26 protein-coding genes and 1 riboswitch are annotated in these 26,458 nt (G+C 48.2%); of the genes, 21 read left to right on the top strand and 5 right to left on the bottom strand.

The annotated features are described in order from the left end of the window. Positions 1-8 precede the first annotated feature (8 nt). Positions 9-950 carry a DNA ligase gene (locus tag ACM6JA_RS08705; RefSeq protein WP_414851970.1) on the bottom strand — a complete coding sequence of 314 codons (942 nt, stop codon included), beginning with the start codon at positions 948-950 and terminating at the stop codon, positions 9-11. 399 nt (positions 951-1,349) lie between these two features. Here ACM6JA_RS08705 and ACM6JA_RS08700 point away from each other — a divergent pair, with 399 nt between their 5' ends. Continuing rightward, positions 1,350-1,679, top strand: coding sequence for a DUF1904 family protein (locus ACM6JA_RS08700; RefSeq protein ID WP_414851969.1), 330 nt, complete (start codon positions 1,350-1,352; stop codon positions 1,677-1,679). Positions 1,680-1,913: 234 nt separating this feature from the next. Here the strand turns inward: ACM6JA_RS08700 and thiC are convergent, their stop codons facing one another. After that, positions 1,914-3,668, bottom strand: a complete 1,755-nt coding sequence (thiC, locus tag ACM6JA_RS08695) for a phosphomethylpyrimidine synthase ThiC (RefSeq protein ID WP_414851968.1) — start codon at positions 3,666-3,668, stop codon at positions 1,914-1,916. A gap of 149 nt (positions 3,669-3,817) precedes the next feature. After that, positions 3,818-3,930: riboswitch (TPP riboswitch) on the bottom strand. A 249-nt stretch (positions 3,931-4,179) separates the two neighbouring features. Between thiC and ACM6JA_RS08690 the strand changes: the two genes are divergently transcribed. Then, positions 4,180-5,061 (top strand): cation diffusion facilitator family transporter, encoded by an 882-nt coding sequence (locus ACM6JA_RS08690; protein ID WP_414851967.1) that lies wholly within the window; start codon positions 4,180-4,182, stop codon positions 5,059-5,061. Positions 5,062-5,119: 58 nt separating this feature from the next. Here ACM6JA_RS08690 and ACM6JA_RS08685 read toward each other — a convergent pair whose 3' ends face one another. Beyond that, positions 5,120-6,079, bottom strand: coding sequence for a Ku protein (locus tag ACM6JA_RS08685; RefSeq protein WP_414851966.1), 960 nt, complete (start codon positions 6,077-6,079; stop codon positions 5,120-5,122). A gap of 123 nt (positions 6,080-6,202) precedes the next feature. Then, positions 6,203-6,346 carry a hypothetical protein gene (locus tag ACM6JA_RS08680; RefSeq protein ID WP_007728203.1) on the bottom strand — a complete coding sequence of 48 codons (144 nt, stop codon included), beginning with the start codon at positions 6,344-6,346 and terminating at the stop codon, positions 6,203-6,205. 484 nt (positions 6,347-6,830) lie between these two features. Here ACM6JA_RS08680 and rsmD point away from each other — a divergent pair, with 484 nt between their 5' ends. After that, positions 6,831-7,397 (top strand): 16S rRNA (guanine(966)-N(2))-methyltransferase RsmD, encoded by a 567-nt coding sequence (gene rsmD / locus ACM6JA_RS08675; protein WP_414852236.1) that lies wholly within the window; start codon positions 6,831-6,833, stop codon positions 7,395-7,397. Positions 7,398-7,443: 46 nt separating this feature from the next. Then, on the top strand, positions 7,444-7,923 hold the full coding sequence (coaD, locus tag ACM6JA_RS08670) for a pantetheine-phosphate adenylyltransferase (protein ID WP_144614402.1): 480 nt from the start codon (positions 7,444-7,446) through the stop codon (positions 7,921-7,923). Between the two features lies 1 nt (position 7,924). Here the strand turns inward: coaD and ylbJ are convergent, their stop codons facing one another. Beyond that, positions 7,925-9,157 (bottom strand): sporulation integral membrane protein YlbJ, encoded by a 1,233-nt coding sequence (ylbJ, locus tag ACM6JA_RS08665; RefSeq protein WP_414851965.1) that lies wholly within the window; start codon positions 9,155-9,157, stop codon positions 7,925-7,927. A gap of 147 nt (positions 9,158-9,304) precedes the next feature. Here ylbJ and ACM6JA_RS08660 point away from each other — a divergent pair, with 147 nt between their 5' ends. The 17 genes from ACM6JA_RS08660 (at position 9,305) to smc (ending at position 26,449) form a co-directional block, all read left to right on the top strand. Continuing rightward, on the top strand, positions 9,305-10,099 hold the full coding sequence (locus ACM6JA_RS08660) for a patatin-like phospholipase family protein (RefSeq protein WP_007728195.1): 795 nt from the start codon (positions 9,305-9,307) through the stop codon (positions 10,097-10,099). Next, on the top strand, positions 10,096-11,163 hold the full coding sequence (locus ACM6JA_RS08655) for a SepM family pheromone-processing serine protease (RefSeq protein WP_414851964.1): 1,068 nt from the start codon (positions 10,096-10,098) through the stop codon (positions 11,161-11,163). Before ACM6JA_RS08660 ends, ACM6JA_RS08655 begins: the two co-directional genes overlap by 4 nt. An 84-nt stretch (positions 11,164-11,247) precedes the next feature. Next, positions 11,248-11,766: a YceD family protein gene (locus tag ACM6JA_RS08650; RefSeq protein WP_007728192.1), complete on the top strand. Its 519-nt coding sequence runs from the start codon at positions 11,248-11,250 to the stop codon at positions 11,764-11,766. 140 nt (positions 11,767-11,906) lie between these two features. Continuing rightward, on the top strand, positions 11,907-12,077 hold the full coding sequence (gene rpmF, locus ACM6JA_RS08645; RefSeq protein WP_005834357.1) for a 50S ribosomal protein L32: 171 nt from the start codon (positions 11,907-11,909) through the stop codon (positions 12,075-12,077). A gap of 151 nt (positions 12,078-12,228) precedes the next feature. Next, the gene (locus ACM6JA_RS08640; protein WP_414851963.1) at positions 12,229-12,990 is read left to right on the top strand and encodes a DeoR/GlpR family DNA-binding transcription regulator; all 762 of its coding nucleotides are present in this window, start codon (positions 12,229-12,231) and stop codon (positions 12,988-12,990) included. Positions 12,991-13,174: 184 nt separating this feature from the next. Continuing rightward, entirely contained in the window at positions 13,175-13,954 is a 780-nt protein-coding gene (locus ACM6JA_RS08635) for an ABC transporter permease (RefSeq protein WP_414851962.1), read from the top strand. A gap of 6 nt (positions 13,955-13,960) precedes the next feature. Continuing rightward, positions 13,961-14,749, top strand: a complete 789-nt coding sequence (locus ACM6JA_RS08630) for an ABC transporter permease (RefSeq protein WP_414851961.1) — start codon at positions 13,961-13,963, stop codon at positions 14,747-14,749. A 12-nt stretch (positions 14,750-14,761) separates the two neighbouring features. After that, positions 14,762-15,730: an ABC transporter ATP-binding protein gene (locus ACM6JA_RS08625; RefSeq protein WP_414851960.1), complete on the top strand. Its 969-nt coding sequence runs from the start codon at positions 14,762-14,764 to the stop codon at positions 15,728-15,730. A gap of 127 nt (positions 15,731-15,857) precedes the next feature. Continuing rightward, complete coding sequence (fapR, locus tag ACM6JA_RS08620) at positions 15,858-16,448, top strand: transcription factor FapR (protein WP_414851959.1); 591 nt, start codon at positions 15,858-15,860, stop codon at positions 16,446-16,448. 13 nt (positions 16,449-16,461) lie between these two features. After that, on the top strand, positions 16,462-17,469 hold the full coding sequence (gene plsX, locus ACM6JA_RS08615) for a phosphate acyltransferase PlsX (protein WP_414851958.1): 1,008 nt from the start codon (positions 16,462-16,464) through the stop codon (positions 17,467-17,469). Positions 17,470-17,474: 5 nt separating this feature from the next. Then, entirely contained in the window at positions 17,475-18,491 is a 1,017-nt protein-coding gene (locus ACM6JA_RS08610; protein WP_414852235.1) for a beta-ketoacyl-ACP synthase III, read from the top strand. 2 nt (positions 18,492-18,493) lie between these two features. Beyond that, positions 18,494-19,444: an ACP S-malonyltransferase gene (gene fabD, locus ACM6JA_RS08605; protein WP_414851957.1), complete on the top strand. Its 951-nt coding sequence runs from the start codon at positions 18,494-18,496 to the stop codon at positions 19,442-19,444. Next, on the top strand, positions 19,438-20,178 hold the full coding sequence (gene fabG, locus ACM6JA_RS08600; RefSeq protein ID WP_047068008.1) for a 3-oxoacyl-[acyl-carrier-protein] reductase: 741 nt from the start codon (positions 19,438-19,440) through the stop codon (positions 20,176-20,178). The genes fabD and fabG overlap by 7 nt, the downstream gene beginning before the upstream one ends. 85 nt (positions 20,179-20,263) lie before the next feature. Beyond that, positions 20,264-20,497, top strand: a complete 234-nt coding sequence (gene acpP, locus ACM6JA_RS08595; protein ID WP_005834336.1) for an acyl carrier protein — start codon at positions 20,264-20,266, stop codon at positions 20,495-20,497. Positions 20,498-20,634: 137 nt separating this feature from the next. Then, complete coding sequence (gene fabF, locus ACM6JA_RS08590) at positions 20,635-21,876, top strand: beta-ketoacyl-ACP synthase II (RefSeq protein ID WP_414851956.1); 1,242 nt, start codon at positions 20,635-20,637, stop codon at positions 21,874-21,876. Between the two features lie 54 nt (positions 21,877-21,930). Further along, positions 21,931-22,617 (top strand): ribonuclease III, encoded by a 687-nt coding sequence (gene rnc / locus ACM6JA_RS08585; RefSeq protein ID WP_026043146.1) that lies wholly within the window; start codon positions 21,931-21,933, stop codon positions 22,615-22,617. A 259-nt stretch (positions 22,618-22,876) separates the two neighbouring features. Next, on the top strand, positions 22,877-26,449 hold the full coding sequence (gene smc / locus ACM6JA_RS08580) for a chromosome segregation protein SMC (RefSeq protein WP_414851955.1): 3,573 nt from the start codon (positions 22,877-22,879) through the stop codon (positions 26,447-26,449). Positions 26,450-26,458: the final 9 nt, after the last annotated feature.

The following is a 26,458-nucleotide window of genomic DNA, read 5'->3' as shown; positions in this document are numbered from 1 at the left end:
GGAGTTCCTTACTCCAAAACACACTGGTGAGGAGGGACATCAACAAAGCCTTGTATACTTGGCTGTCGCAAGGAATGCCCTTCCTTCCACTCCGCAAATTTGATTTTGACGGTGATTTCCGGTTGTATCCATAAGGTATTGGTTGCGCGTGGTGGCTTGTTAACAAAAGCCATCTTCTGTTGGACGAGGGGCTGTATTCTCTCCGTTAAAGCACGCCAGTCCGTTTGGGTCAATTTTCCAGTGCCTGCATGACCGATGTACCAAAAAGAACCTTGTTGATCGAAGAGGCCCAGAAGCAAAGAATTGACAATATCATTCCGAAGCGTAACGCCGCCTACAACAGCGATGAGATCCCGGTAATACTTTATCTTTCTCCAGCGTTTATCTTTCCCATTGATCAAGTAGCTGCTTGACGTATCCTTCATAATGATTCCTTCCATGCCTTGAGTTTCTACGACACGGTAAAGAGCGTCTCCATCAGGAAAATTTTCAACGAGCTGCACATGAGAAGTAGGAGTGATGATTTTGCCCAGTATTTGTTGGCGCTCTGATAGTGGATAGGAAGTTACCCATTCATCATTCCAGTACAGTACATCGAAGACCATGTATGTGACAGGGACAAGCTTTTGTATCGGGGGGACTTTCTCTAAACGGCGCAGCCCGTCTCTCCTCATGACCTCATAAAAAGAAGGCTTTCCGTCCGGGCCAAGAGCGATTATTTCGCCATCCAAAATCACAGAATCGGCACGGCAATACGAGCGAAGATCGGTCACTTCAGGATAATGGAAAGTCCGTTCGTTTAATTTTCTGTTGAACAGTTTGACCTCCTGTCCATCGTAGTAGGTAAGAATGCGAACGCCATCCCATTTCACTTGGCCTATCCATTGTGGTCCTACAGGTATAGCTTCCGTGCTGGTAGGCTCAAAAGGAAAAAGCGGGGTTAGTTCCATAGCTGCCACCTTTATGTTTAGTTGGGACTTGCCCAGTTTTCTAATACAGTTTCACGGATGGGCATGATCTATACGAGTGGTGAAGGTGGATGAATTCCTGTGCGAATTTTACGAAACTTTTTTATTGATTAAGTATTGAATTCGAGCTATACTACTTGTATCTAAAGGAACTGATGGGTTAGCGAGTTGGGCTGTATCTGGTTGAGCTGCTTCCTCCTTCCGTGGTACGTCCACCACACCTCATGGGAAGGAAGCTACTCTCTAATATGGCCCTCTTTGTGTTTCGGTCCGGTTGGGAATTTTTGTTGTTCACTTTCTTTAATCCTTTTTTCATTGATATACAATTAGAGACTTGTTTATAATGACTGTGCGAACTCATTTACGAAAGAAGGAATTGACTTGCCGTTTCTTCGGTTTAAAGGCTTTGCGAAGCAAGACATAGAGCCCATTTCTCAGATTCTTATAGAAGAGTTTTCCAAAATTGCTCAGGTAGCTCAGGAAAAGGTGAAATTAGAGCTGCTTCAGGTAGAACAATTGACAAACAGTCCTTTGTCCGTAGAGATCATGATGTTTCCACGTGAACAAAAGCAGCATGACGCGATTGCTAGTGCCATACACGGCATTTTGAAGAAGCAAGGCTTTCTACATGTCCATATTTTCTTCATTCTGCTATCGCCCTCTCTCTATTATAAAGAAGGACTTCCGTTGCAAGTCGGAATGACGAAATAAGCAAGAAAAAAGGTCGAGATCCTCCAAAGGGATTTCGACCTTTTTCTATTAATAATAGAGGCTTTCGGTTTGCTGGCATTTGGAGCATGTTCGCGTAAGTGGAGTTTCGATATAGACGTGGCTGCAGTCCTGTTGAATCAGCCGCAATTGTTGTTTAGATTGCTCTAGCTCAGCTTCTAATCGACTAATCTTTTCACGTAAACGACTAGCTTCCTCCATAGGCATCCTCCTTCATTACGACTGGTACAAACGGCTTCCCTGTTCGCGGAACTCACGCGATTTTTCCTGCATCCCTGCAAGAATAGCGGGATCTTGGGCAGACCCTTGTTGATTGGCGATGTGACGAATGTCGTGCGATATTTTCATGCTGCAAAATTTAGGTCCGCACATGGAACAAAAATGAGCGGATTTGGCGGCTTCTGCTGGCAATGTTTCGTCGTGATATTCGCGAGCGCGCTCTGGGTCCAGGGACAAATTGAATTGATCGTTCCAGCGAAAATCAAAACGAGCTTTGGATAAGGCGTCGTCTCGCTGTTTTGCCCGCGGATGTCCTTTTGCGAGATCAGCGGCATGCGCTGCGATTTTGTATGCGATTAAACCGTTGCGGACATCCTCTTTATTGGGTAAGCCGAGGTGCTCCTTGGGCGTTACGTAGCAGAGCATTGCTGTTCCGAACCATCCAATCATGGCGGCGCCAATCGCTGAAGTAATGTGATCATAGCCGGGTGCGATGTCTGTCGTGAGTGGCCCAAGTGTGTAAAAAGGAGCCTCATGGCAAATGGATAACTGTTTATCCATATTTTCGCGAATGAGATGCATCGGGACGTGACCAGGGCCTTCAATCATGACTTGTACGTCGTGTTCCCACGCAATTTTTGTGAGTTCTCCCAATGTTTCAAGCTCTGCGAACTGCGCCTCGTCATTCGCATCCGCGATAGAGCCAGGACGTAGTCCATCTCCGAGGGATACACAAATGTCATAGGCCTTCAGAATTTCGCAAATTTCAGCGAAATGCGTATACAAGAAGTTTTCCTCATGATGGGCCAGGCACCATGCGGCCAAAATCGATCCGCCGCGAGAGACGATACCAGTAACACGGTTAGCTGTCATAGGAATGTAGCGCAATAGAACGCCAGCATGAATCGTGAAGTAATCGACGCCTTGTTCTGCTTGCTCAATCAAGGTGTCTCGGTAAACCTCCCATGTCAAATCCTCGGCTTTCCCATTTACTTTTTCAAGTGCTTGATAAATCGGGACAGTACCGACTGGAACGGGGCTGTTGCGGATAATCCACTCCCGCGTAGTGTGTATATGTTTTCCCGTCGAGAGGTCCATAATGGTGTCGGCACCCCAACGGACCGACCAAATCATTTTTTCAACTTCTTCTTCCATCGAAGAGCTGACGGCCGACGTTCCGATGTTGGCATTGATTTTGACATGAAAGTTGCGGCCAATGATCATCGGCTCGCTTTCAGGATGGTTGACGTTAGAAGGGAGGATCGCACGTCCAGCGGCGATTTCTGCCCGTACAAATTCAGGGGAGACCCCCTCGCGAATGGCAACGTATTCCATTTCCGGTGTGATGATATTTTTTCGGGCATAATGAAGCTGGGTAACATTTTTCCCTGGCTTTGCCCGTTTTGGTTTGTAGCCCTCGCGAGGGAAAGTAGGGAGGGTGGCTGCCTTCTCTTCGTTTCGGATGCCGTCGTCAACTAGTTTTGGTTCGCGACCAACATACGTTTCCACATCATTTCGCTCATCGATCCACTTGTGGCGAATGGAGGGCAGTCCTGCTTGAATGTCAGGAACGTAACCCGTTGCGGTATACTCGCCACTCGTATCATACACGCGAAGAGGAGGATTGGGTGTGGAACCAGACAATCCTTCGGTAGGATGAAGGGAAATCTCGCGCATCGGGACACGGATGTCCGCACGACTACCTGTTTCGTATACTTTGCGACTGCCTGGAAAAGATGACACCAATGACATAAGAAAAACCTCCTTGTTTTGGTTGCACGAAAGCGAGAACCGTTTAGGGAGGCGAAAGAAACATCCCACGAAAAAGCGCCGCATAAACAACATGCGACGCCAACGCGAGAGTAGAGAAGAAACGGGTATCCTAAAAATACACGCATCTTTTCGTGTCGTATATGACATTCCTCCGCTGGCATTACCCAGTTCAGGTTCAACGGTCGATGGCACAGTACCATCCTCTCAGCCTGGTGATTTCCAAGCTCCCGTGCTTTTTTTTATTTTGGATTGCAAGAATAGGATAACGGGAAGTCCATTTAATTTCAAGGGAAATTTTCCAGTGAAAAAATTGCGGGTGTGCAACACATTTTCCTCCCCCCTATTCTCATGAATCGGACTAAAACTGTTTCTGTAGACCCACATGAATCCTATCTGTTACGATGAAGTTCGAAAAAAAGCAACTGCTTCCAGCGCTTTGATTTTTCTCGTTGTCGAAGCAGGATGGAGAAGTATTTTGAGGTGATGAGGTATGGATGTCTATTCGGATCTAAAACAAGGAGAACGTGGAGCGTGGGTAAGTATTTTCGCCTACATATTCTGCTCTGTATTAAAAATAGGAGTTGCGTATGTCACTGCGTCGGAAGCTTTAATGGCCGACGGTCTTAACAACTCAACGGATGTCGTCGCATCGATTGCTGTTTTGATCGGGCTTCGTATTGCAAGGAAACCACCTGATAAAGATCACCCGTATGGTCATTTTCGGGCGGAGACGATTTCAGCACTTGTCGCATCATTTATTATGCTATTTGTCGGAGTTCAAGTCGTTACGAATGCCGTACCATCCTTATTGGACCCAAAGCATGAGGCTCCTGACCTGTTGGCAGGGTGGACAGCACTTGCGACTGCAGTCATTATGCTTTTCGTCTATCGCTATAATAAAAAGCTCGCCATCAAAACAAACAGCCAAGCATTAAATGCAGCGGCCGCTGACAACCGTTCAGACGCATTCGTCAGTATCGGGACGTTTATCGGGGTAGCTGGCGCACAATTTCAATTGCACTGGCTTGATCCTTTAGCTGCTTTTGTTGTTGGTCTCATCATCTTGAAGACTGCTTGGGACATTTTCAGGGAAGCTACTCACCGTTTGACAGATGGCTTTGACGAGAGCGAGCTTGCGGACCTGCGGGCTACCATTTCCTCGATTTCGGGAGTTAAGGATATCAGTGACATCAAAGCCCGCTACCATGGCAGCAGCGTGCTGGTGGATGTTGTGATCCATGTAGATCCAGGTCTGAATGTGGTGGAGAGCCACACCATCACCGAGAAAATTGAAGAACAGATGCGCAAGATTCACCGCATTAACGCCGTTCATATCCATATTGAACCATGCAAGAAGATGGTGCCAAACTAGATTCCATGATGTGAATGCAAAAAACCTGTCCATAGTGGGCAGGTTTTTTTAGGTGCAATTAAACAGGGGTAGCCTTCTTTTTGCGCAGGGTTTTGGTTGTAGAAGTAGTCGTAGTCTTTTTCAGACTGGCTGCGGTCTCCTTTTTCGATGCCTGCTCTTTATCGGACGAAGAGGCAGCAGTGGTACGTTTTCGCGCAGGCTTTGACGGAGTTGGTTCAGGCTCGATTTTGATGGGAAGTGCGGCTTGACCAGCTGTAGACTCCAAGCTTTCTTTTAGAGCCTGCATAAGATCAATTACATTGGTTCTTGCCACGGTAGGTGCGGTGGCGATCTCCTGGCCCTCCAGTTTTTTCTCAATCAGTTTTTGCAGGTCGGATCGATATTCATCTGTATATTTTGCCGGATCAAAAGGGATCGTCATATTGCTAATGAGCTCAGTTGCCATCTTCAGTTCATTTTCGGCCAACGGTACAGTGGCTTCTGGCAAGGCAGGTACTTGACTGACGGGACGTACCTCATCTGGATAGAAGATCGTCTCCAGCATAATGCAATGCTCATACAGTCGGATAACGGCCAGGCTCTGCCGATTGCGCATCGTCACCTGTGCAACGCCGATTTTGCCTGTCTGTTCCATGGCGGAGCGCAGCAGGGCGTATGCTTTTTCACCAGTGTCCTGTGGGGATAGGAAATAGCTTTTATGAAAATAAACCGGATCGATCTCCGACAAGTCTACGAAGTCGATAATTTCAATGGCTCTACGTGTTTCTGGCGTAATGGCTTCCAGATCATCATCGTCAATCATAACAAAGTGTCCTTTTTCATATTCGAAGCCACGGATGATTTCGCTCGTATCAACTTCGCGCTGGCAGTGCGGGCACATTTTCGTGTACTTGATCGGGGTATTGCACTCTTTATGCAGTTGGCGAAAGCGAATATCGCGCTCTTCCGTTGCAGTAAACATGCGAACAGGTATATTGACGAGGCCGAAGCTGATCGAGCCCTTCCACACCGTATGCATGCGGATACCTCCTTCACAGCTATTTTTTTATAGTATCTGTAACCGCATCGAAGAAGTGCCGAGGGAATTGAAGGTGGAAAAGTAAAAAGCCAGCCGATTCGATGCGGCTGGCTTCTTGTATAGCTACTGCCCATGTTTGACGATGTCCGATTGATCTGCACGTGATTGCATGTCTCGCGCCAGCTCGACATCATTGCCAGTACGGTCCGCAATGGACTGGGCTTTGGACGCCTTCAGCTTTTGTGCAGACGGTCGCTTTTCTGCCATGAACGACTCACTCCTTTCAGGCAATCTACATGTAGGGGGGTGTTGCAGGTACATGTAGTATGCGCTGCACACAAAAAAATACCCCATCGCCAAATGACGAGGGGCAGCCGTTCAACTCCTCCCGATGAAGGGAGCGATGGCACGAAATGCTCCTATCAGACACGTCGTGCGCCAGAGTGAACAGCCTTTCAATTATGGGAGAGGAGAAACCGGAGGAAGAGCTTATGGGGAAACGTAAGTCTTCTCCGCGGTTGTCAGCGACACCGTTGCGTCGCTATTCATCATCTTTTCCAATCGAAATGGGTTGTATACCTTTCTTGCACATAAATTTTTCCAGTTGCTAATTTTACGGGTGTATGCAGTTGTGATAGTATGATATCATTCTCAGTCTTAGAAAATTGCGTCTAACAATACGCGTTCAAAAAGTCATCTTTTTGAACAACCTCTTACAACATACATAGGAAAGCAGACAGGTGAAATGAGTATGCGAGTCATCGCTGGAGAGCACAGAGGAAGACGGTTGGCAGCAGTTCCGGGCAAAGGAACCAGACCGACAACCGATAAAGTTAAAGAATCGATTTTTAATATGATTGGTCCGTATTTCGATGGCGGTTGGGCATTGGACCTATACGCAGGAACAGGTGGTCTCGGGATCGAGGCATTGAGTAGGGGAGCGGATCGAGCTGTTTTCGTGGAGCGAGATCACAAAGCATTTGCCGTGGTAAAACAAAACGTCAGCACTTGCAGGCTAGACGATTATGCAGAACTATATCGAATGGATGCGGACCGCGCCATTCGCACACTGAGTACGAGCAATCAAAAATTTGATCTCGTCTTTTTGGACCCGCCGTACGCCCAGCAAAAAATTGTCGAAGAAATTGAGATGTTGCAGGAGCTGGGAATGTTGGCGGACGGAGCATGGATCGTGGCTGAGCATGATATCACAGACTCCTTTCCAGATGCGATTGGTCATTGTGTAAAGGATCGAGCGGCTAAGTATGGGGATACGGCCATTACCGTGTATTATTACGCTTTGGAGCCACAAGCCTAATTTTCAAATCAAGGTGCAAAAGAGCACCAAGGGAGGATAACCCGCTATGGCAATCGCCGTATGTTCAGGAAGCTTCGACCCTGTTACGTATGGGCATCTCGACATTATTGCGCGGGGTGCCAACGTTTTTGATAAAGTCATTGTTGCCGTCTTGATCAATTCAAAGAAAAACTCATTGTTCAGCGTAGAAGAGCGCGTCGATTTGCTTCGTCAGGCAACGGCTGACATGAAAAATGTAGAAGTGGACTCTTTTGACGGCTTGTTGATTGACTATATGAACAAAAAGGGTGCACAGGTGATCATTCGTGGCCTTCGTGCTGTTTCTGATTTTGAATATGAGATGCAAGTCGCCTCGATTAATAAAAAGCTCGACGAAAATATCGAAACGTTTTTCATGATGACGAACAATCAATATTCATACTTAAGTTCAAGTATTGTAAAGGAAGTTGCGAAATACAAGGCGAGTGTCGCCGATTTGGTGCCGCCGATCGTAGAAGAGGCACTGAAGCGAAAAATGGCCGAGTAGATTATCGTGTCTTGCTTCGGTTCATGCGCGAAAGAGTCAAGCTGGTACACAACAGAATCGCACCGACGCCGATGGCGATTCCCCCTGATAGGAGCAAGGTCTCCCACCAACTCGTCGCCGGAATCTCAGATTTCACATGCATAAATACGGGGACGGCTTTCTCTACGAACCAGGAGCTGACTGTGGCAAGAGGACCCCAAAAGACAAAGGTCAAAATCGCAGCTAGAAAAGCGTGCAGCGCTCTGGCAATCAAGTAAGGGGCGACACGAATATCCGTTTCACTCAAGATACTCGCGACTTGCGCGTGAACACTCAAACCGCCCCAGGACAATATAGCGCTGGCAATGGCCGCTTTCCAGACCAAGGAAACATTGTCAGGCACAATGCTCGCTGCTTGTGCGCCGAGGGTTACTTCGAACAACCCAGCCACGATTGCTTGGGAAAAAGTTGGTGGAAAACCAAAGGGACCGAGAATGATCGAGAGAAGCGTACTGATGATCTGTGTCAGATGAATTGTGGAGAATAGTTGAATTAATACCGAAAAAACAATGATGAAGCCACCGATCATGAGCAAAGTATTCAGGGCGGATTGCACCGCTTCCCCCATTAATCTTCCGAACGGACGTCCATCGCGGACACGTGCCCGATGCATCGCTTGCAAGGCGCGTAAAGGAAGAGGCAGTGAATTTTTCTCCAATGGGGCTGAAGTAATGGCAAAAGGCGCATGGAAACGATAGATTACGCCCATGAGTACAGCTGACAAATAATGAGTCAGAGCTAGTGTGATGCCCATTTGCTCACTGTGAAAAAATCCGATTGCCACTGCTCCCATGACGAATAAGGGGTCTCCCGTCGTTGTAAAAGAGACGAGACGTTCACCCTCAGCCTTCGTTACATTGCCTTGTAGACGCAGGCGTGTTGTCAGCTTTGCGGCTACCGGATAGCCGGACGAGAAGCCCATAGCCAGTACGAACCCGCCAGTGCCCGGAACGTTAAACAGTGGACGCATTAATGGCTCCAGTAACACGCCGACGAAATGAACGACGCCCAGACCCATCAACACCTCAGACAGCACAATAAAGGGAAGGGTAGAGGGGAAAACTACCTCCCACCATATTTTCAGACCGCGTACGGCAGCTTCAAAAGAAATCTGCGAGTAAGCAATCAACGAAATAACAATGAAAACTGTCGAGACGGCGAGCAACAAAGTAAGTACGGGTGAGTGGCGTGACATGGATTCCTCCTGAATCGAAGAAAAGTAGTAGTACATGTCTACGTGGCAGGCGGGAGAACTATGCGTAAGCTTGGTCGACGAATATCTCCCAAGTGTGAAAGATACAGCGATTTACCACATAGGCTGGTTACGGGGAGGGGTTTTTCCATGGAGACAAAGAGTAAACCAATCGTGGGTGTAGCCCTGGGTTCTGGGGGCGCTCGCGGTTTTGCGCATATTGGTGTATTGAACGCGTTAGAAGCACATGGCATCCAGATTGACATGCTGGCTGGCTCCAGTATGGGCAGTTTGATTGGGGCCGTCTATGCCAACGGAATTGAACCGCACATGATGGGAAAGCTTGCCCTTAATTTAAAACGCAAGCATTGGCTCGATTTAACCGTACCCAGCATGGGCTTTGTTACGGGGGAAAAGATCAAGCAATTGATTCGTCTGTTAACGCACGGAAAGCGCTTGGAAGAGCTGAACAAGCCGCTTGCCATTGTGGCGACGGATATTGAATCCGGAGAGCGAGTCGTATTTCGAGAAGGCCCAATTGATCAAGCTGTGAGGGCGAGTATATCCATTCCAGGCATCTTCGTACCTGAAAGAGTAGGGGGTCGGCTTTTAGTCGATGGAGGCGTCATTGATCGTGTGCCCGTGACGGTGCTGCGTGAAATGGGCGCTGATATTGTAATTGCGGTAGATGTCGCCCAATTCGATACACGGATGGAGGTCAAAAGTATTTTTGATGTCATCGCCCAGACGATTGATGTGATGGAAAGGGAAATTCTGCGACATCGAATCATTGCGGCAGACATCGTAATCAGGCCGGATGTTGGACACTATAGCAGTATCGCGTACACGGGTGTCGAAGAAATTATCGAGCTAGGCGAACGTGCGGGTACTGAGCATATCGAACGCATTCAGGAACTAATTGCAAATTGGGAGGCACAAGAATGAGTGAGGAACAGCTTTATGCCAATAGACGCAGATCTACAGGAACCAGAGGCTTTAGCTGGATACTTGCCTTGGTTTTCGTCTTGTTGGGTATTTCTTTTTTTGTACCGACGAATTATTACGTGAGTCGACCGGGTTCAGCGATTGAGTTGGGGCCGATGATTCAAGTGGAAGGTGGCAAGAAAGACGAGACCGGCTCCTTCATGCTCACGACAGTTCGAATGGGCGAAGCGAATTTGCCGTGGTATTGGTATGCAAAAGTGGCGCAGGATGTTGAATTGATGCCCAAGGAGCTCGTTGTCAGCAAGGGCGAGGACAGCGAAGATTTTATCCGTCGAGAACAAGCAGTCATGGACAATTCACAAAAAATTGCGGAGGCAGTCGCATTCCGTCTTGCCGGTTTCGAAGTGAAAATCGAGAAGCAGGGTGTGTGGGTGATGGGTACCTTGGAAGGGTTCCCTGCCTATAAAAAATTGCAAATCGGTGATGTCATTACGTATGTAGACGGGGTTCGCACGTCTGAGGCAAAAGATTTGCTGACAGCCCTCTCTACAAAAAAAGCAGGCGATCAAGTCGAAATTACGTACACAAGAGATGGACAAGAGGCCAAAACGATGTTAACCTTGGAACCACTACCTGAGTCCAAGTCAGTTGGAATTGGTGTACGCCCTGACAACAAACAGGAAATCATCATTCCGAAAGAAGTAACCATTGCCTCTCAAGGGATTGGTGGTCCTTCTGCTGGATTAATGATGACACTGGAGATTTATGACCAGTTAAATACGGAGACGGATTTGACAAAAGGCTATAAAATTGCAGGAACAGGCACGATTTCGTTAGACGGAAAAGTAGGCAGGATCGGTGGCATTAATCAAAAGGTAATCGCAGCGGACACAGCGGGCGCAGAGATCTTCTTTGCTCCACAGGATACGCCAGATACGAACTCCAATTACGAGGAGGCGTTAGCGACTGCCAAGCGGATTGGAACTTCAATGAAAGTGGTTCCGGTCAAGACGGTAGAAGAAGCGATTACGTACTTGAATGGACAAAAACCGAAATCTACCTGAGCAAACTAGCTGTCAAGCAAAAATGGTTGACAAAGCTTTGGGCAGGGTCTATAATCATCTTTGTTGTGCATGAGGTGAAATGCTATGAACATTAAGTTAGCAGAGTTAGAGCACCGAAAAGGAGAGCCGTTGCCATTCCAGGTAACCCTGGAAGCAGATGAGCTAAAGAAGCGCCATGATGAGATTCGCGGGATTACTCCTGTGACTGCGAGTGGTGAAGCCGTACAGCTGGGCAATCTCTATTACGTAAAAGGAAGCATGAAGGCAGATGTGAATTTTGTCTGCGCGAGATGCTTGAATCCTTTTGTCGATCAGGCAACAGTAGATTTCTCTGAGACATTTGCGCTTGCGGATGATCCAATCCTGCAAGATGACGAGGACAGCGATATCCTTCCTTTGGAAGGCGATGAAATCGAGCTGGACTCACTGCTTCAAGAGGATTTCTTACTGGCAATGCCGACCTTCCCGCTTTGCGAGGAGGATTGCAAGGGTCTGTGCCCGACTTGCGGTGTGAACCGTAATGAAGTGGCATGCAGCTGCAAGAATGAGCGTGTTGACCCGCGTTTGGCTGGGTTGGCTGACTTTTTCAAAGACAGCAAATAAGTATTCTTACTGTATTCAAGATGATTCGCCGACCATTCGTGGCAGCGTCTCATTTTTGAAGGATGGCATAAGCATTTTGCCTATACTGTCCACCCAATAGAGCTTCTTAGCATTTGTCAGTTGAAGGAGGTGTAAGGAAGATGGCAGTACCTCAACGGAGAACTTCCAAAACCCGTAAAAGAATGCGTCGTACGCACTTCAAATTAGAGATTCCAGGCATGATCAAATGCGATAATTGCAGCGAATACAAGCTTGCGCATCGTGTTTGCCCAAGCTGCGGTCACTACAAAGGCGTGAAAGTAGCGAAGTAATATTCGCTGCTAAGAAAGCAAGGTGAGAAATCGCCTTGCTTTTTTTGTTTCTTCCTATTGCTTATGATTACTTACAAGTGCTTATTATCACTTGTATTATTTACTTAAATGACTTATAATGAAGTCAAGATAAGGATGGGGTTGAGGCTTCGTGTTTCAAGAGGAGAGGCTCGCTGCAATTCTTGCGTATTTGCAGGAGTATCAGCGAATCAGCGTGCAAGAAGTAGTTGAGCAGTTTGGGGTTTCCCGTGACACAGCGAGGCGTGATATCGTCAAGCTGGAGGAGCAGGGGCAAATTCTGCGAACTAGGGGAGGAGCAGTATTGCCCAGCCTCAACAAAAAGAACTACTCCCATCAGGAACGAATGCAGCTTGATTTGACAGGAAAGCGCAGTATTGCAGCAGCGGCGGCCAGTCTGATCAAAGATGGCGATTACTTGCTGCTCGATGCGTCCACAACTGTTCAGCTAACAGTGGAATCCTTGCAGACCCGCGACCATGTCATCATCACGAATTCATTAGCGGCTGCCTCCAGTATGTCCCGAAAAGAAGGCGTTCTTGTCAAGCTTTTAGGTGGAGACGTACATGCTGAAGATCAATGTGTGCTCGGTTCACGCGTGATTCAAAACCTCGCTGATTTTCATGTGGATAAGGTTCTGGTTGGTGCTTGCGGTCTTACAAAGGAAGGGCTCATGTCCACGCAGGAAGATCACGGCTTTCTGATCAAAGAAATGATCAAGCGCGCCGATCAAGTGATCATACTCACCGACCATACCAAGTTTGGAAAAAGCATGCTGTATCGCGTTGCAGGTTTTGAGCAGATCGATATTATCGTGACCGATAAGCTGCCTGAAAAGGAAATAGCTGAGGCTTTGCACGCCAACGATGTAGAGGTGATTGTAGCTTCCACATGAAGCTATTGATCCATAAAAAAGAGGATAATTTCCATTTGGCTGGCGTGAATGGGTGACCAGCGTGACAGCAAATGGATTTATCAGAGAGAGTCCTTCAAATGGGAAGGGCTCTTTCTTTTTTTCTTGCATTTGTGTACGGCCCCTGCTATTCTAGTAATCCTGACTTTTTCAAGAGGAGGGTTATATGGTCTATTGGCGGATTATTCGCAAGAGCTATCGTCGAAATCTTCAGTATCGTTTATCGCATGTCATCAACAATGTCGCAAGCTCGATTTTTGGGCTTGTTTTTATTGCCATTTGGACGGGTGTCCTTTCTGGAAAACAAGTATACGGTCCCTATGATGTCAAAACGATGGGATATTACATCGCGATTTGCCAAAGTGTTCTCTGGATGACAACATTTATATCGCCGGGCCTGAATGTGCAAATAGCGGTAAGAAGCGGGGCTGTCAGTTTGGATATGATCAAGCCTGTTCATTACCTCTGGTACATGCTTAGTCAGGAGTTTGGAAGACTTTTGTACAACGCTTGTTACCGAAGTGTTCCGATTGGCTTGCTGCTAGGATTAGCGGTAGGCTTCTTTTTTCCCTCCCATCCGTTCACTTACTTCTCGTTTATCCTCTCGCTACTGCTAGGAACTTACGTAGGTATGTTGCTCTTTTATCTCGCGGGGATTTCCTCCTTTTGGACGACAGAAATTCGCTGGGTACACCTCATCCTTTTGTCATTGATCTTTGGGTTAGGTGGACAAATGATTCCGATAGACTTGATGCCCGGGATGATTGGAAAGGTAGCACCTTATTTGCCTTTTTCCGCGATGATTTATTATCCAGTCATGACCTTGCTAGAGCTTGCGCCTCCTTATGGCATGCTTGTACAAGCTGGCTGGGCGCTCGTTTTAACGGCAGTTGCTTTATTGGTGACGAACATGGCAAGAAGAAAGCTAGAAATTCAAGGAGGATAACCACACATGTTTGCCCTCTATCGCAAGCTGATTACGGCCAGCATTCGCTCGCAAATGCAATACAAGATAAATTTTGTCACGAGCGCTGCCACGACCGGAATGATTATGGTGCTTGATTTTATTATTCTCTCTGCGATTTTGTACCGATTTCACGATGTGGTGGGGTGGAATATTTACGAGGTTGGGATGCTTTACGGGATTTCCTCGGCATCTGTCTCCTTGTATCGAATGTTTGCCCCGGAAATCAACGACTTTGAGAAGTACATCGTACAAGGGGAACTCGATCAATTGCTCATCCTTCCCGTTTCACCATTGCTTCTGCTATTGACACGCAATCTTGATTTGTCGAGAGTGGGAGGCTTGGTGCAAGGGGTGTCTGTTTTGGTCATCTCATTGTCGGGTCTTGCGGCGGAAGGAAAATCGATCATGGGGTTGGTGCTATTCTCACCGATTGCCATATTGTCTGGCGGAGTAATCTATTTCTCCATTGGGCTTGCTACGGCAGGGGTTGCCTTTTGGACGCATCAGATGAAAGACATGCTGACCTTTACCATTTATGCGCCAGCCAATGCTTCCAATTATCCGATCGAGCTATATCCAAACTGGCTCAAATGGTTGTTTTTCTCAGCGATTCCGATCGCGTATATGAATTATTTGCCAATGTTGACGCTGTTGCGCAAAGGGGGCGAATGGTTTTATCCGATACTCACCCCGGTAGCTGCAGCGATTGCTTTTTATTTCGCTCGTATGCTGTGGAATGTCGGGATTCGACACTACCATAGTACAGGGAGCTAAGGAGGGGTAACAATGATTGAAGCAAAGCACATCGAAAAATCATTTTTCCTGAATCAAGCGAAAGAGGGGCGCTTTGCTTCTCTACGAACACTCTTTTCTCGAGAACAAAGGGAAGTCAAAGCCGTCCACGATATCTCTTTTTCCATTGATAGAGGCGAGTTCGTGGGATATATCGGGCCGAATGGCGCAGGAAAATCGACGACAATCAAAATGCTCGCAGGAATTCTTCATCCCAGTCAGGGGGAAATACGAATTGGCGGATATAGTCCACAGCGGGAAAGAATTCAAGTAGCTTCACAAATCGGTGTGGTGTTCGGTCAGCGAACACAGCTGTGGTGGGATCTGCCGGTCAGAGATTCCTTCGAAATTTTGCAAGCGATGTACAAGGTTGAGGACAAGGCATATCGGCGATCGATGGAGGCGTATCAGGAACTGCTGGATCTGCATGAATTCCTTGATACGCCAGTGCGTAAGCTGTCATTGGGTCAGAGGATGAGAGCTGATTTAGCGGCGGCACTGCTACATGATCCGCCTGTCCTGTTTTTAGACGAGCCTACGATTGGGTTGGATGTGGTCGCGAAGACTCGCATCAGAGCGTTTTTGAAAGAAGTGAATCAATCCCAGAAGAAGACCATTCTATTGACGACTCATGATATGGACGATATCGAGCAACTCTGCAACCGAATCATCGTGATCAATCATGGCAAAAAGATGATGGATACGAGCTTGGCCGATTTGCGACGTCAGATAGGGTTGCCAAGCCTCATTCGAATCGAATTTCGACAACGGCCCGAAAAGCTTTACGACCTAGAGGGAATCGAGCGGATGGAGCTATCAGAAAATGTACTTTCGATTTACTTCGACAAAGGAAAAATTTCTTCCCCGCGAATCCTTGCCGAAGTCGCGGGGTGGGGGGAGCCTCTGGACATTCAGATGAAAGAACCGGGGATTGAGGAGATCATTCGCCTCATTTATCGTTAGGGACGGCTACCTAATTTCGTGAACAATACTTGTAATTCCACATCTTCTCCCTTATACTGTGTTTTGGTACCAGGTATTAAAAACAGATCGCAATCATACATAGTACAATTGAATCCTGCTTAAGGGGGTGTTCGGCATCGCCCGCTTGCCAAAAAAAGATCGCCAGTCCCGCTTGGTGCAGTATCTGGCGGATAATCCATTTGCGACGGACGAAGATCTGGCTGAGTTATTTCATGTCAGTATTCAAACCATACGTTTAGACCGACTGGAATTAGGAATACCGGAACTGCGTGAACGTATCAAGACGGTCGCAGAGAAAAGTCTTGATCCTGTAAAATCATTGGGCGTCGATGAAATCATCGGTGAAATGGTTGATCTACAGCTCGATTCACAGGCTATTTCCGTATTGGAAATAAAAGAAGAACACGTATTTTCGAAAACACAAATTGCCAGAGGGCATTATATATTTGCTCAGGCCAACTCATTGGCAGTAGCAGTAATTAACGCAGACGTAGCGTTGACAGCTACGGCGAGAATCCGCTTTGTCCGTCCTGTACGAGCAGGGGAGAAGCTGGTTGCCAAAGCAGTGGTGAGAAGTCGTAACGGCGACGAATGTAAGGTGCGTGTAGAGACGAAGGTCCAAGGTGAATTGGTCTTTACCGCAACCTTCCGTGTAGTTGAAATGTCGAGCTACCATAACAGCATGAATGACGAGTAAGGAGGAGTCACGGTTGCGAATTGCAGTGGATGCGATGGGCGGCGATCACGCACCGAAGAGTACCGTATTAGGGGCGCTTGCTGCCATCAAGGAAAACCCGGCCATTACAGTTGTATTGGTGGGAGATGAACAGGCTATTCGGAACCACTTGCCGCAGGATATTCCGGCAAACATTGAAATCGTTCCTGCAGCGGAAGTGATTTTGCCAGATGATGAACCGGTTCGAGCTGTTCGGCGTAAGAAAAATTCTTCACTGGTCGTAGCTGTTGAGATGGCGCGTGAGAAAAAAGTCGACGCAATGATCTCGGCTGGGAATACGGGCGCATTAATGACAGCAGGCTTGTTGTACGCAGGTCGCATGGATGGAATCGAGCGCCCTGCGCTTTGTGCCTATATCCCGAATACAAAAGGCCGAGTAACACTGACGCTGGACGTCGGAGCCAATATGGATGCCAAGCCGCACCAGCTTGTACAATACGCGGTGATGGGGAGCTTGTATGCTGAAAAAGTGTTGGGCTTCGAGCGTCCGACAGTAGGCTTGCTGAATGTCGGGACAGAAGAAGGAAAAGGGAACGAATTGACGAAGGCTGTTTTTCCTCTCCTTCAAGAAGCTGACTTGAACTTTGTAGGAAATGTGGAAGCACGCGATGTTATGCAAGGAGCCTGTGATGTGCTCGTATGCGACGGCTTTGTAGGAAATGTTTTGCTAAAGGCCGTAGAGGGTGCTGCTTCCACAATCTTTTCGCAGTTGAAGCAGGAGTTTACTTCCAGCCTGATTAATAAGCTAGGAGCGGCCATTCTGAAACCTGGATTGGTTCGCTTTAAAAAGAAAATGGATTATGCGGAATACGGTGGTGCTCCCTTGCTGGGATTGAAATCCCCAGTGATCAAGGCCCACGGTTCCTCAAATGAACGCGCGATGAAAAACGCGATCGTCAGTGCTACGCGTTTTATTCAGCAGGACGTGAATGATGTTATCCAGCAATCATTACAGAAAAATAATTTGGGAGAAAGCGAGTGAAGCAGATGAGTGCAAAGCGTTCAGTAGGGATTTTGTCTACAGGCTCTTATACCCCTGAGCGGGTGTTGACGAACTTTGATCTGGAGAAAATGGTGGAAACCTCTGATGAGTGGATTGTTTCCCGTACTGGAATCAGAGAACGCCGCATTAGCTCACCGGAGCAAGCTTCCTCCGACTTGGCTTACGAGGCTGCCAAAGAAGCGCTCCAAAAAGCAAACATCAGCGCGGAACAGTTGGATATGATCATTGTCGCTACCGTAACGCCTGACATGTCGTTCCCGTCTACTGCTTGCTTGCTGCAAGAAAAGCTGGGTGCTACGCGTGCGGCTGCTATGGATCTTTCCGCGGCTTGCACAGGCTTTTTGTACGGAATTACGACAGCGACTCAGTTCATCCAAAACGGTTTGTATAAAAAAGTGTTGGTCGTAGGCGTTGAGACCTTGTCTAAAATTACGAATTACAAAGATCGAAATACATGTGTCTTGTTCGGAGACGGCGCGGGTGCGGCTGTTATCGGTGAAGTTACCGAGGGCTACGGCTTCCAGTCCTTTGAGCTCGGCGCAGATGGATCAGGCGGGTCCCTCTTATGCATGCCGGCAGGTGGTTCCAGAACACCTGCATCCGCTGAGTCTGTCGAACAAGGACTGCATTATCTCTACATGGCAGGCGGAGAAGTTTTCAAATTCGCCGTTCGCGTTATGAATTCTGCAACAGAGGCTGTCTTGTCCAAAGCGGGCGTATCGAAGGATGAGATCGACCTGTTGGTGCCGCATCAGGCAAACAAACGCATCATCGACTCTGCTGTACAGCGTTTCGGTCTGTCTGAGGATAAAGTTGCGATCAACCTGGATCGCTATGGAAACATGTCTTCTGCTTCCATTCCAGTAGCGCTGGATGAAGCAGTAAAGGCTGGTCGTGTAAAAGAAGGCGATAACCTGATTCTGGTTGGATTTGGTGGTGGCTTGACTTGGGGAGCGACGCTCTTGAAGTGGTGCACGACTCCGGCAGAAGGGAGCAAGTAGGAATGGGAAAAGTAGCCTTTGTTTTTCCAGGGCAAGGTTCACAATTTGTAGGAATGGGGCAAGCTCTCTCTGAACAATCGGAAGCTGCCCGTCACATATTTGAGCAGGCTGATGAAGCGCTCGGATTTTCCTTGTCGGGACTGTGTTTTGCAGGACCAGAAGAGGAATTGAAGCTGACAGCAAACACACAGCCAGCTATTTTGACAGCAAGCATCGCTGTTATGGCAGCATTGAACGAAAAGTTGCCTGACTATAAGCCTGCGTTCGTAGCGGGTCACAGCTTGGGTGAGTATTCTGCTTTGGTTGCAGCGGGGGCCTTGTCCTTTGCAGATGCAGTCAAAACAGTGCGAGCTCGTGGTCAGTTCATGGAAGAGGCAGTGCCAGCGGGACAAGGTGCAATGGCGGCTGTCTTGAACATGGATCGCGCGGCACTGCATGCGGTTTGCGAAGAAGTAACAGCATCTGGACATCCTGTTCAATTAGCAAACATGAACTGCCCAGGGCAAATCGTAATCTCTGGTTCTGCTGAAGGTGTGAAGCTGGCCGGTGAAAAAGCGAAGGAAGCGGGCGCAAAGCGTGTCCTTCCATTGAATGTAAGCGGTCCGTTCCACTCGAGCTTGATGCAGCCAGCAGCAGATAAACTGCAAGCGGTTTTGGCTGGAGTAACGGTACAAGAAGCGACTGTGCCTGTTGTGGCAAACGTAACGGCTAGACCGGTGTCTGAGGCTACAATCATTGTAGATCAATTGGTTCAACAAGTTTCAGCTCCAGTTTTGTGGGAGGATTCTGTACAATGGATGGTCGAAGTAGGCGTGACGACCTTTATAGAAATCGGTCCAGGAAAAGTTTTGGCTGGATTGATCAAGAAAATCGCACCAGCGGATACAACGATTATCTCTGTACAGGATATGGATTCGCTTACTGAGCTTTTGAACGGAGGGGTACTATGTTAACAGGAAAAACAGCACTGGTCACAGGGGCTTCCCGTGGTATTGGGCGTGCGATTGCATTGAAGCTGGCAGAAGCTGGGGCTAATGTGGTTGTCAATTACGCAGGTAGTGAAGCTGCGGCGAGTGAAACTGTTGCCCTTATTAAAGAAATGGGCCGCGATGCCATTATGATTCGCGCGAACGTTTCTTCTACAGAAGATGTCAACGACATGTTCAAAGCTGCTTTGGATCATTTTGGTGCGATCGATATCCTCGTGAACAACGCGGGAATTACTCGCGACAACCTGATCATGCGCATGAAAGAAGACGAGTGGGACGATGTCATTGCGACGAATCTGAAGGGTGTATTCAACTGCGTAAAGGCAGCGACCCGCCCAATGATGAAGCAGCGTTCAGGCAAAATCATCAACATCACTTCTGTGGTAGGGGTTTTGGGGAACGCAGGACAAGCAAACTACGTGGCGGCAAAAGCTGGGGTTATCGGCTTGACGAAGACGGCTGCTCGCGAGCTGGCTAGCCGCAATATCACGGTGAATGCTGTTGCGCCAGGATTTATCGATACAGAAATGACTGCTGTATTGCCGGAGGATGTCAAAGCAGGGCTCACAAGCCAAATTCCGCTTGCCCGTTTGGGACAAACAGATGATATCGCATCTGTCGTGCTGTTCCTGGCATCTGACGCAGCCAACTACATGACAGGGCAGACCCTGCACGTAGACGGCGGAATGTACATGTAGGAAGAAAACCTCAATCGAGCGTTTTCACGAAAACTGGTTTTTTGAAAGCTCATCCACTATAATACGGGAGAGGGGGTGAAGCAAGATGGCAGATACTTTGGAGCGTGTAAAGAAAATCATCGTCGATCGTCTGGGTGTAGATGAGTCCAAAATTACTTTGGAAGCTTCTTTCAAAGAAGACCTGGGCGCTGACTCCCTGGATGTGGTTGAACTCGTAATGGAACTCGAAGATGAGTTTGATTTAGAGATTTCCGACGAAGATGCTGAAAAGATCACTTCTGTTGGTGAGGTTGTTAAATACATAGAATCTCACAAGTAGGTTGATCTGTTGGAAGTCCCGTACCATACGGGACTTCTCCTTCAATAGCCACCTGTTACATAATCCAAATAAATACACGTTTTGCATGCAGTGAATGTTAGAAGCTGACTGCTGACTTTCATATAGAGGTGATTGCAATGAAACGCAGAGTGGTGATTACTGGCGTTGGTGTCGTTTCTCCAGTAGGGAATGACGCACAGACTTTCTGGAACAGCTTGCTGGAAGGAAAATCAGGCATTGACCGTGTGGCTGCCTTTGACGCTTCTGATTATCCGACACAAATTGCAGGCGAAGTGAAAAACTTCGATCCTGAGCAGTATATGGACAAGAAAGATATCCGACGTACAGACCGATTCGTTCAGTTTGGATTAGCTGCTGCCAAAATGGCTGTAGAAGATGCAAAACTGGAGATCACGCCAGAAAATGCGGAACGAGTGGGTGTATACATCGGATCCGGAATCGGTGGTCTGACTACATGGGAAGAACAGCATTCCGTATTGTTGGAAAAAGGACCGCGTCGCGTGAGTCCATTCTTCATTCCGATGCTGATTGCAAACATGGCGTCTGGTGCAGTATCCATTCAATACGGTGCAAAAGGACCAACTTCCAGCGCGATTACCGCTTGTGCGACAGGTACAAATGCGATCGGTGATGCGCTGCGTCTGATCCAGTTCGATCACGCAGATGTCATGATCGCAGGTGGAGCAGAAGCAACGGTGCGTCCAATGGCATTTGCAGGCTTTTGCTCAGCGAAAGCGATGTCCACCAGAAACGAGGAGCCGCAAAAAGCAAGCCGTCCGTTTGACCAAGACCGCGATGGCTTCGTAATGGGCGAAGGTGCTGGTGTACTGATCTTGGAAGAGCTTGAGCATGCGAAAAAACGTGGAGCAACGATCATCGCGGAAGTCATTGGCTACGGGATGAGTGCAGATGCTCACCATATTACTTCTCCATCTCCTGGTGGCGAAGGGGCAGCGCGTTGCATGGCAAGCGCAATGAAAGACGCTGGCGTTGACCCAACGGAAGTCCAATATATTAATGCACATGGTACTTCTACTGGCCAAGGAGATATCGCAGAAACACAAGCGATCAAGAGTGTGTTTGGCGAGCATGCATACAAACTGGCTGTCAGCTCGACTAAATCGATGACAGGCCATTTGCTGGGTGCTACTGGTGGTGTCGAAGCAATCGCGACGGCATATGCGCTGCGTGATCAAGTACTGCCTCCAACAATCAACTTGGAAAATCCGGATCCAGAATGTGATCTGGACTATGTTCCGAACCATGCGCGCAAGGCGACCGTCAATGTGGCTGTTTCCAATACATTTGGATTCGGCGGTCACAACGCAACGGTAATCCTGAAGCGATACGAAGCATAAATGAGCCCTACTGATAGAAAAAGTAGGCAGTCTCCTGGAATGGTGGTGAGGGTGATGAATTTTGCACAGCTGCAAGAAACGATAGGCTTTCGCTTTCGCGATGAAAGTGTTTTGCGGCAGGCATTCACCCATTCTTCCTACGTGAACGAGCAACGCGGCAAACGTATATCAGACAATGAGCGGCTAGAGTTTTTGGGGGATGCTGTGCTGGAGTTGACTGTCTCCCAGTTTTTGTATAAAACTTTTCCGAAGATGAGCGAAGGGGAAATGACGAAGCTGCGTGCAGCCATTGTCTGTGAACCTTCTCTCGTTAAGTTTGCTGAACTGTTGAATTTTGGCGATCTCGTATTGCTGGGAAAAGGGGAAGAGCTGACAGGTGGACGTCAGCGACCAGCCTTGCTAGCGGACGTTTTTGAGGCGTTTGTAGGTGCGCTTTACTTGGATCAGGGGTTGGACGCGGTCTTTTCCTTTATGGAAAAATACGTGTACCCGCGCATCGACAAAGGAGAGTTTGCCCAGGTAACCGACTTCAAGAGCCAGTTGCAGGAATTTGTTCAACAAGACAATCTGGGAGACATCCATTACCGAATAGTAGAAGAAAAAGGACCAGCTCATAATCGAGAATTCGTATCTGAGGTGCTTTTGAACAATCGTTCGCTTGGCATCGGCTCTGGCCGCTCCAAAAAAGAAGCGGAACAGCAAGCTGCTGCACGAGCGTTGGTCAAGCTGGGGGATAAATAATCACTCGTCAGCGAGAAGGGCTGCATCATCTGCTACAAGATGGTGCAGCTTTTTTCTTTCGGGTGGGAAACATAGGGAAAATACTGCGAGATGACCGCTATCTATGATACACTTACCTATAGATGACCATGTAGGCTCGTAGTAGGTAGCTCCTGTTTGATGCAGGGGCTTCTTTTCGGGTACCATCCGAACCTTGCATGTTTTTAAGTCTGTCAGTTTGGCAGGCAGTCTGGATGGTTTCTTAAGGAGGACCGTACGTATGTATTTGAAACGCCTGGAGCTGGCTGGATTCAAATCCTTTGCCGATCGCACGGAATTGGAATTTGTACCAGGGGTAACAGCTGTAGTGGGACCGAACGGAAGCGGGAAAAGTAACGTTTCTGATTCGATCCGCTGGGTGCTGGGGGAACAGAGCGCGAAGTCGTTGCGTGGAGCGAAAATGGAAGACATTATTTTCGCGGGCAGTGATAAGCGCAAGCCAGTGAATTTCGCAGAAGTGACACTCACCTTGGACAATACAGATCGTTCGCTCGATGTGGAGTATTCGGAGGTATCCGTTACCCGCAGAGTGTATCGTTCTGGTGACAGTGAGTACTACATAAACAACAGATCCTGCCGTCTAAAAGACATCATGGAGATGTTCATGGATACCGGGCTGGGTAAAGAAGCGTATTCCATTATTGGTCAAGGAAAAATTGAGGAAATTCTCAGTACCAAGTCCGAGGATCGCCGTGGAATATTTGAAGAAGCAGCCGGAATCGTCAAATACAAAACGCGCAAGCGCGAGGCTGAGAAAAAGCTCGATGACACCGAACAAAATCTGGTGCGTATTCACGATATCGTCAGTGAAATTACAGAGCAGATCGGACCTTTGCAAGAGCAGGCAGAAACAGCCAAGACGTACAAGGAGCTTCATCGCCAGCTGGTTGAGCATGAAGTAGCTCTTTACGTGCAGCAAATTGAAGCAGCTCATACGAAGTGGGAAGCAGCCACAGGACGCGTAGAGGAACTCAAGCATCTGTTAATCGGACAAACGACCGAAGCATCCAAGCAAGAAGCTGACTTGGAGCAGGCGCGTTTTCATGTCACCCAAATCGACCAATCTATCGAAGAACTGCAACAAGTTCTTTTGACAGTCAGTGAAGAGACCGAGAAAGTCGAAGGACAACGTGAGGTATTGCGGGAGCGTATGCGCAATCTCAATGCCAATCGCCAGCAGACGATGGAGCAGATGCATCGGATTACCGAGAAGCAGCACGGGATTGAGGCCGAACTGGCTGAAGAACAAGAGCGGGCAAAGGAAGCGGATCGTCGAATGACCGAAGCCCACGCTTCGCTGCAAGAAGCAGAAGGTCAATTTTTTTCCATGGTGCAATCACTGACAGATGATGTCGAGCGTTTGAAGAGCGATTACTTCGAAAAGCTTAACGAAATGGCGAATCTGCGCAACGAAAATCGCCATCAAGAGCAGCTTCTCAAGACTAGCGAGGCCAGAGTTGAACGCCAATTGTCTGGAAAAAAACAGCTGGATGAAGAAGAAGAGCAGCGACTAGCTCAGTTGAGCCAGCTCCAAGATCAGCTGGAGAAGATCGTTTCTACCATTGAAGAAACCGGCGTCAGATACAAAGAGCTGGTTGAGGGCATGCGCGAAGGACAAGCACGCCTTGAAACAACTCGTCGAGAGCTGCGCCACTGGGAACAAAAGCGGGAAGCAGCGAAGTCGCGTTTTGACCTGTTAAAAGAAATGCAGTCGGAGTTCGCAGGGTTTCAGCAAGGGGTAAAAGAAATTTTGAAAGCACGCGAGCGGGGCTTCAAAGGGATCCATGGAGCAGTCGCTGAGCTCGTTGTCGTGCCACAGCAATACGAGACAGCGATGGAAGTCGCATTGGGTGGCGCACTGCAAAACGTCGTCGTGGACAACGAAGCATCCGGTCGTGCAGCCATTGCTCACTTGAAGCAGCACAATGCGGGTAGGGCGACATTTCTTCCGCTCGATGTCATCCGTTCTCGCACCTTGCAGGCAAGCGATAAGCGCCAGCTGGAGGCGGAAAGCGGAGTTGTTGGAATCGCGAGTGAGCTCGTGTCCTTTGAGGAAGCGTACCGACCCATCCTCGAAAGTCTATTGGGCAATGTCATTATTACGGAAAAGCTGGAGCAGGCAAACCGAGTGGCCCGTACCCTTGGCTACCGCTATCGTGTCGTGACGCTGGAAGGCGATATCGTGAATGCTGGCGGTTCCATGACAGGCGGGGCCTTGAAAAAGAACAGCACGAACCTACTTGGACGCAACCGTCAATCAGAAGAGTTGGAAGCACAGCTGGTAGAAATCGACCAGGCAATTTCTGGGCATACTACCCTTATGGAGCAGCTGACGAAGGAATTGACGCAAATGCAGCAGGAGCAAGAAGCTCTGCGTACAGAAGGCGAGAGTCTGCGACTGAAAGAACAGGAAGTAAAAGGGCTTTTGAAGCAAAAAGAATCGGAAGGTAGATCCTTGGGCGAGCGAGCAAAGCTTGTTGAACAAGATATTGAAGGCTATCGCCGCGAGATGGAAGAAGCCAAACGCAAGCAAGAGCAGCTGCAAGCCTCTTTGGCTGCCATGGAGCAAGAGGAAAAAGAGCTCGGTGCGCAGATCGCAGAAGCAGAGGCGAAACGCCAAGAGCAGCTCGAATCCAAAGAAGAAATGAATCAAAAAATAACAAGTCTCAAAGTACTGAATGCGCAGGTCAAGCAAGAGTATCAATCACGATTGGAGCAAACAGAGCGTTTGCTGGAGCAAAAAAGCCAATTGCAGCGCGAATGGGAAGAACAAAACGCGAACTTGGCATCTCTTGATGAGCTGGAGCGTACGAACGAATCGTCCGGGCTTGAGCTGGATCAGCGCATTAGCGAATTGCGTCAGGATAAAGACCGTGTAGCTGGCTTGATTCAAGAGCGGCGAAGTGAGCGGGCGACTCTCTTTTACAAACAGGAGCAAGTGGAACAGCAGGTGAAGGAAATCCGCCGCGAGGTCAAATCGCTCGAGGAAAAGCTTCATCAGGAAGAAGTAAAAGTAAACCGTAACGAGGTAGAGCTCGATCATCTGTTGAATAAACTCTCCGAAGAATACGAAATGAGCTACGACCTGGCAAAGCAAAAATATCCGGCACGTGGCGAAATTCAGGAAGAGACACAAGTGGTCAATCGTCTCAAAAAACAGATTGGGGCACTTGGCACTGTGAATCTTGGCGCGATTGAGGAATATGAGCGCTTGTCCGAGCGACAGCAGTTCTTAAGCTCGCAGGAAGCTGATTTGAATGAAGCAAAAGACATGCTCTATCAAGTGATCCAAGAAATGGACGCAGAGATGTCGCGCCGCTTCAAAGAAACATTTGATGCGATCTCGGAGCAGTTCCGCGACGTGTTTGTCCAACTGTTTGGAGGAGGACGAGCAGATCTTGTACTCTCCAATCCAGATAATTTGCTTGAGACGGGCATCGATATCGTGGCGCAGCCACCTGGCAAGAAGCTGCAAAATCTTGCGCTCTTATCCGGGGGCGAACGCGCTTTGACTGCGATGGCCTTGCTATTTGCCATCCTGCGTGTGAAACCAGTACCATTCTGTGTATTGGATGAGGTAGAAGCCGCTTTGGATGAGGCAAACGTTAACCGTTTCGCCGAGTACATGCACCATTTCAGTAACCAGACGCAGTTTATTTGCGTCACGCACAGAAAAGGCACAATGGAGAGCGCAGACGTGCTATACGGTATCACGATGCAAGAGGGCGGCGTGTCCAAACTCGTCTCCGTGAAGCTGGAGGACAGCGACAAGTTTATCGAATCAGCCTCTTAAACGGATTTG

Source organism: Brevibacillus sp. IT-7CA2, from assembly GCF_949767855.1.
Lineage (GTDB): Bacteria > Bacillota > Bacilli > Brevibacillales > Brevibacillaceae > Brevibacillus.
Note: the sequence above shows the minus strand (reverse complement) of the source record. Positions and strands in the feature narration are given on the sequence as shown.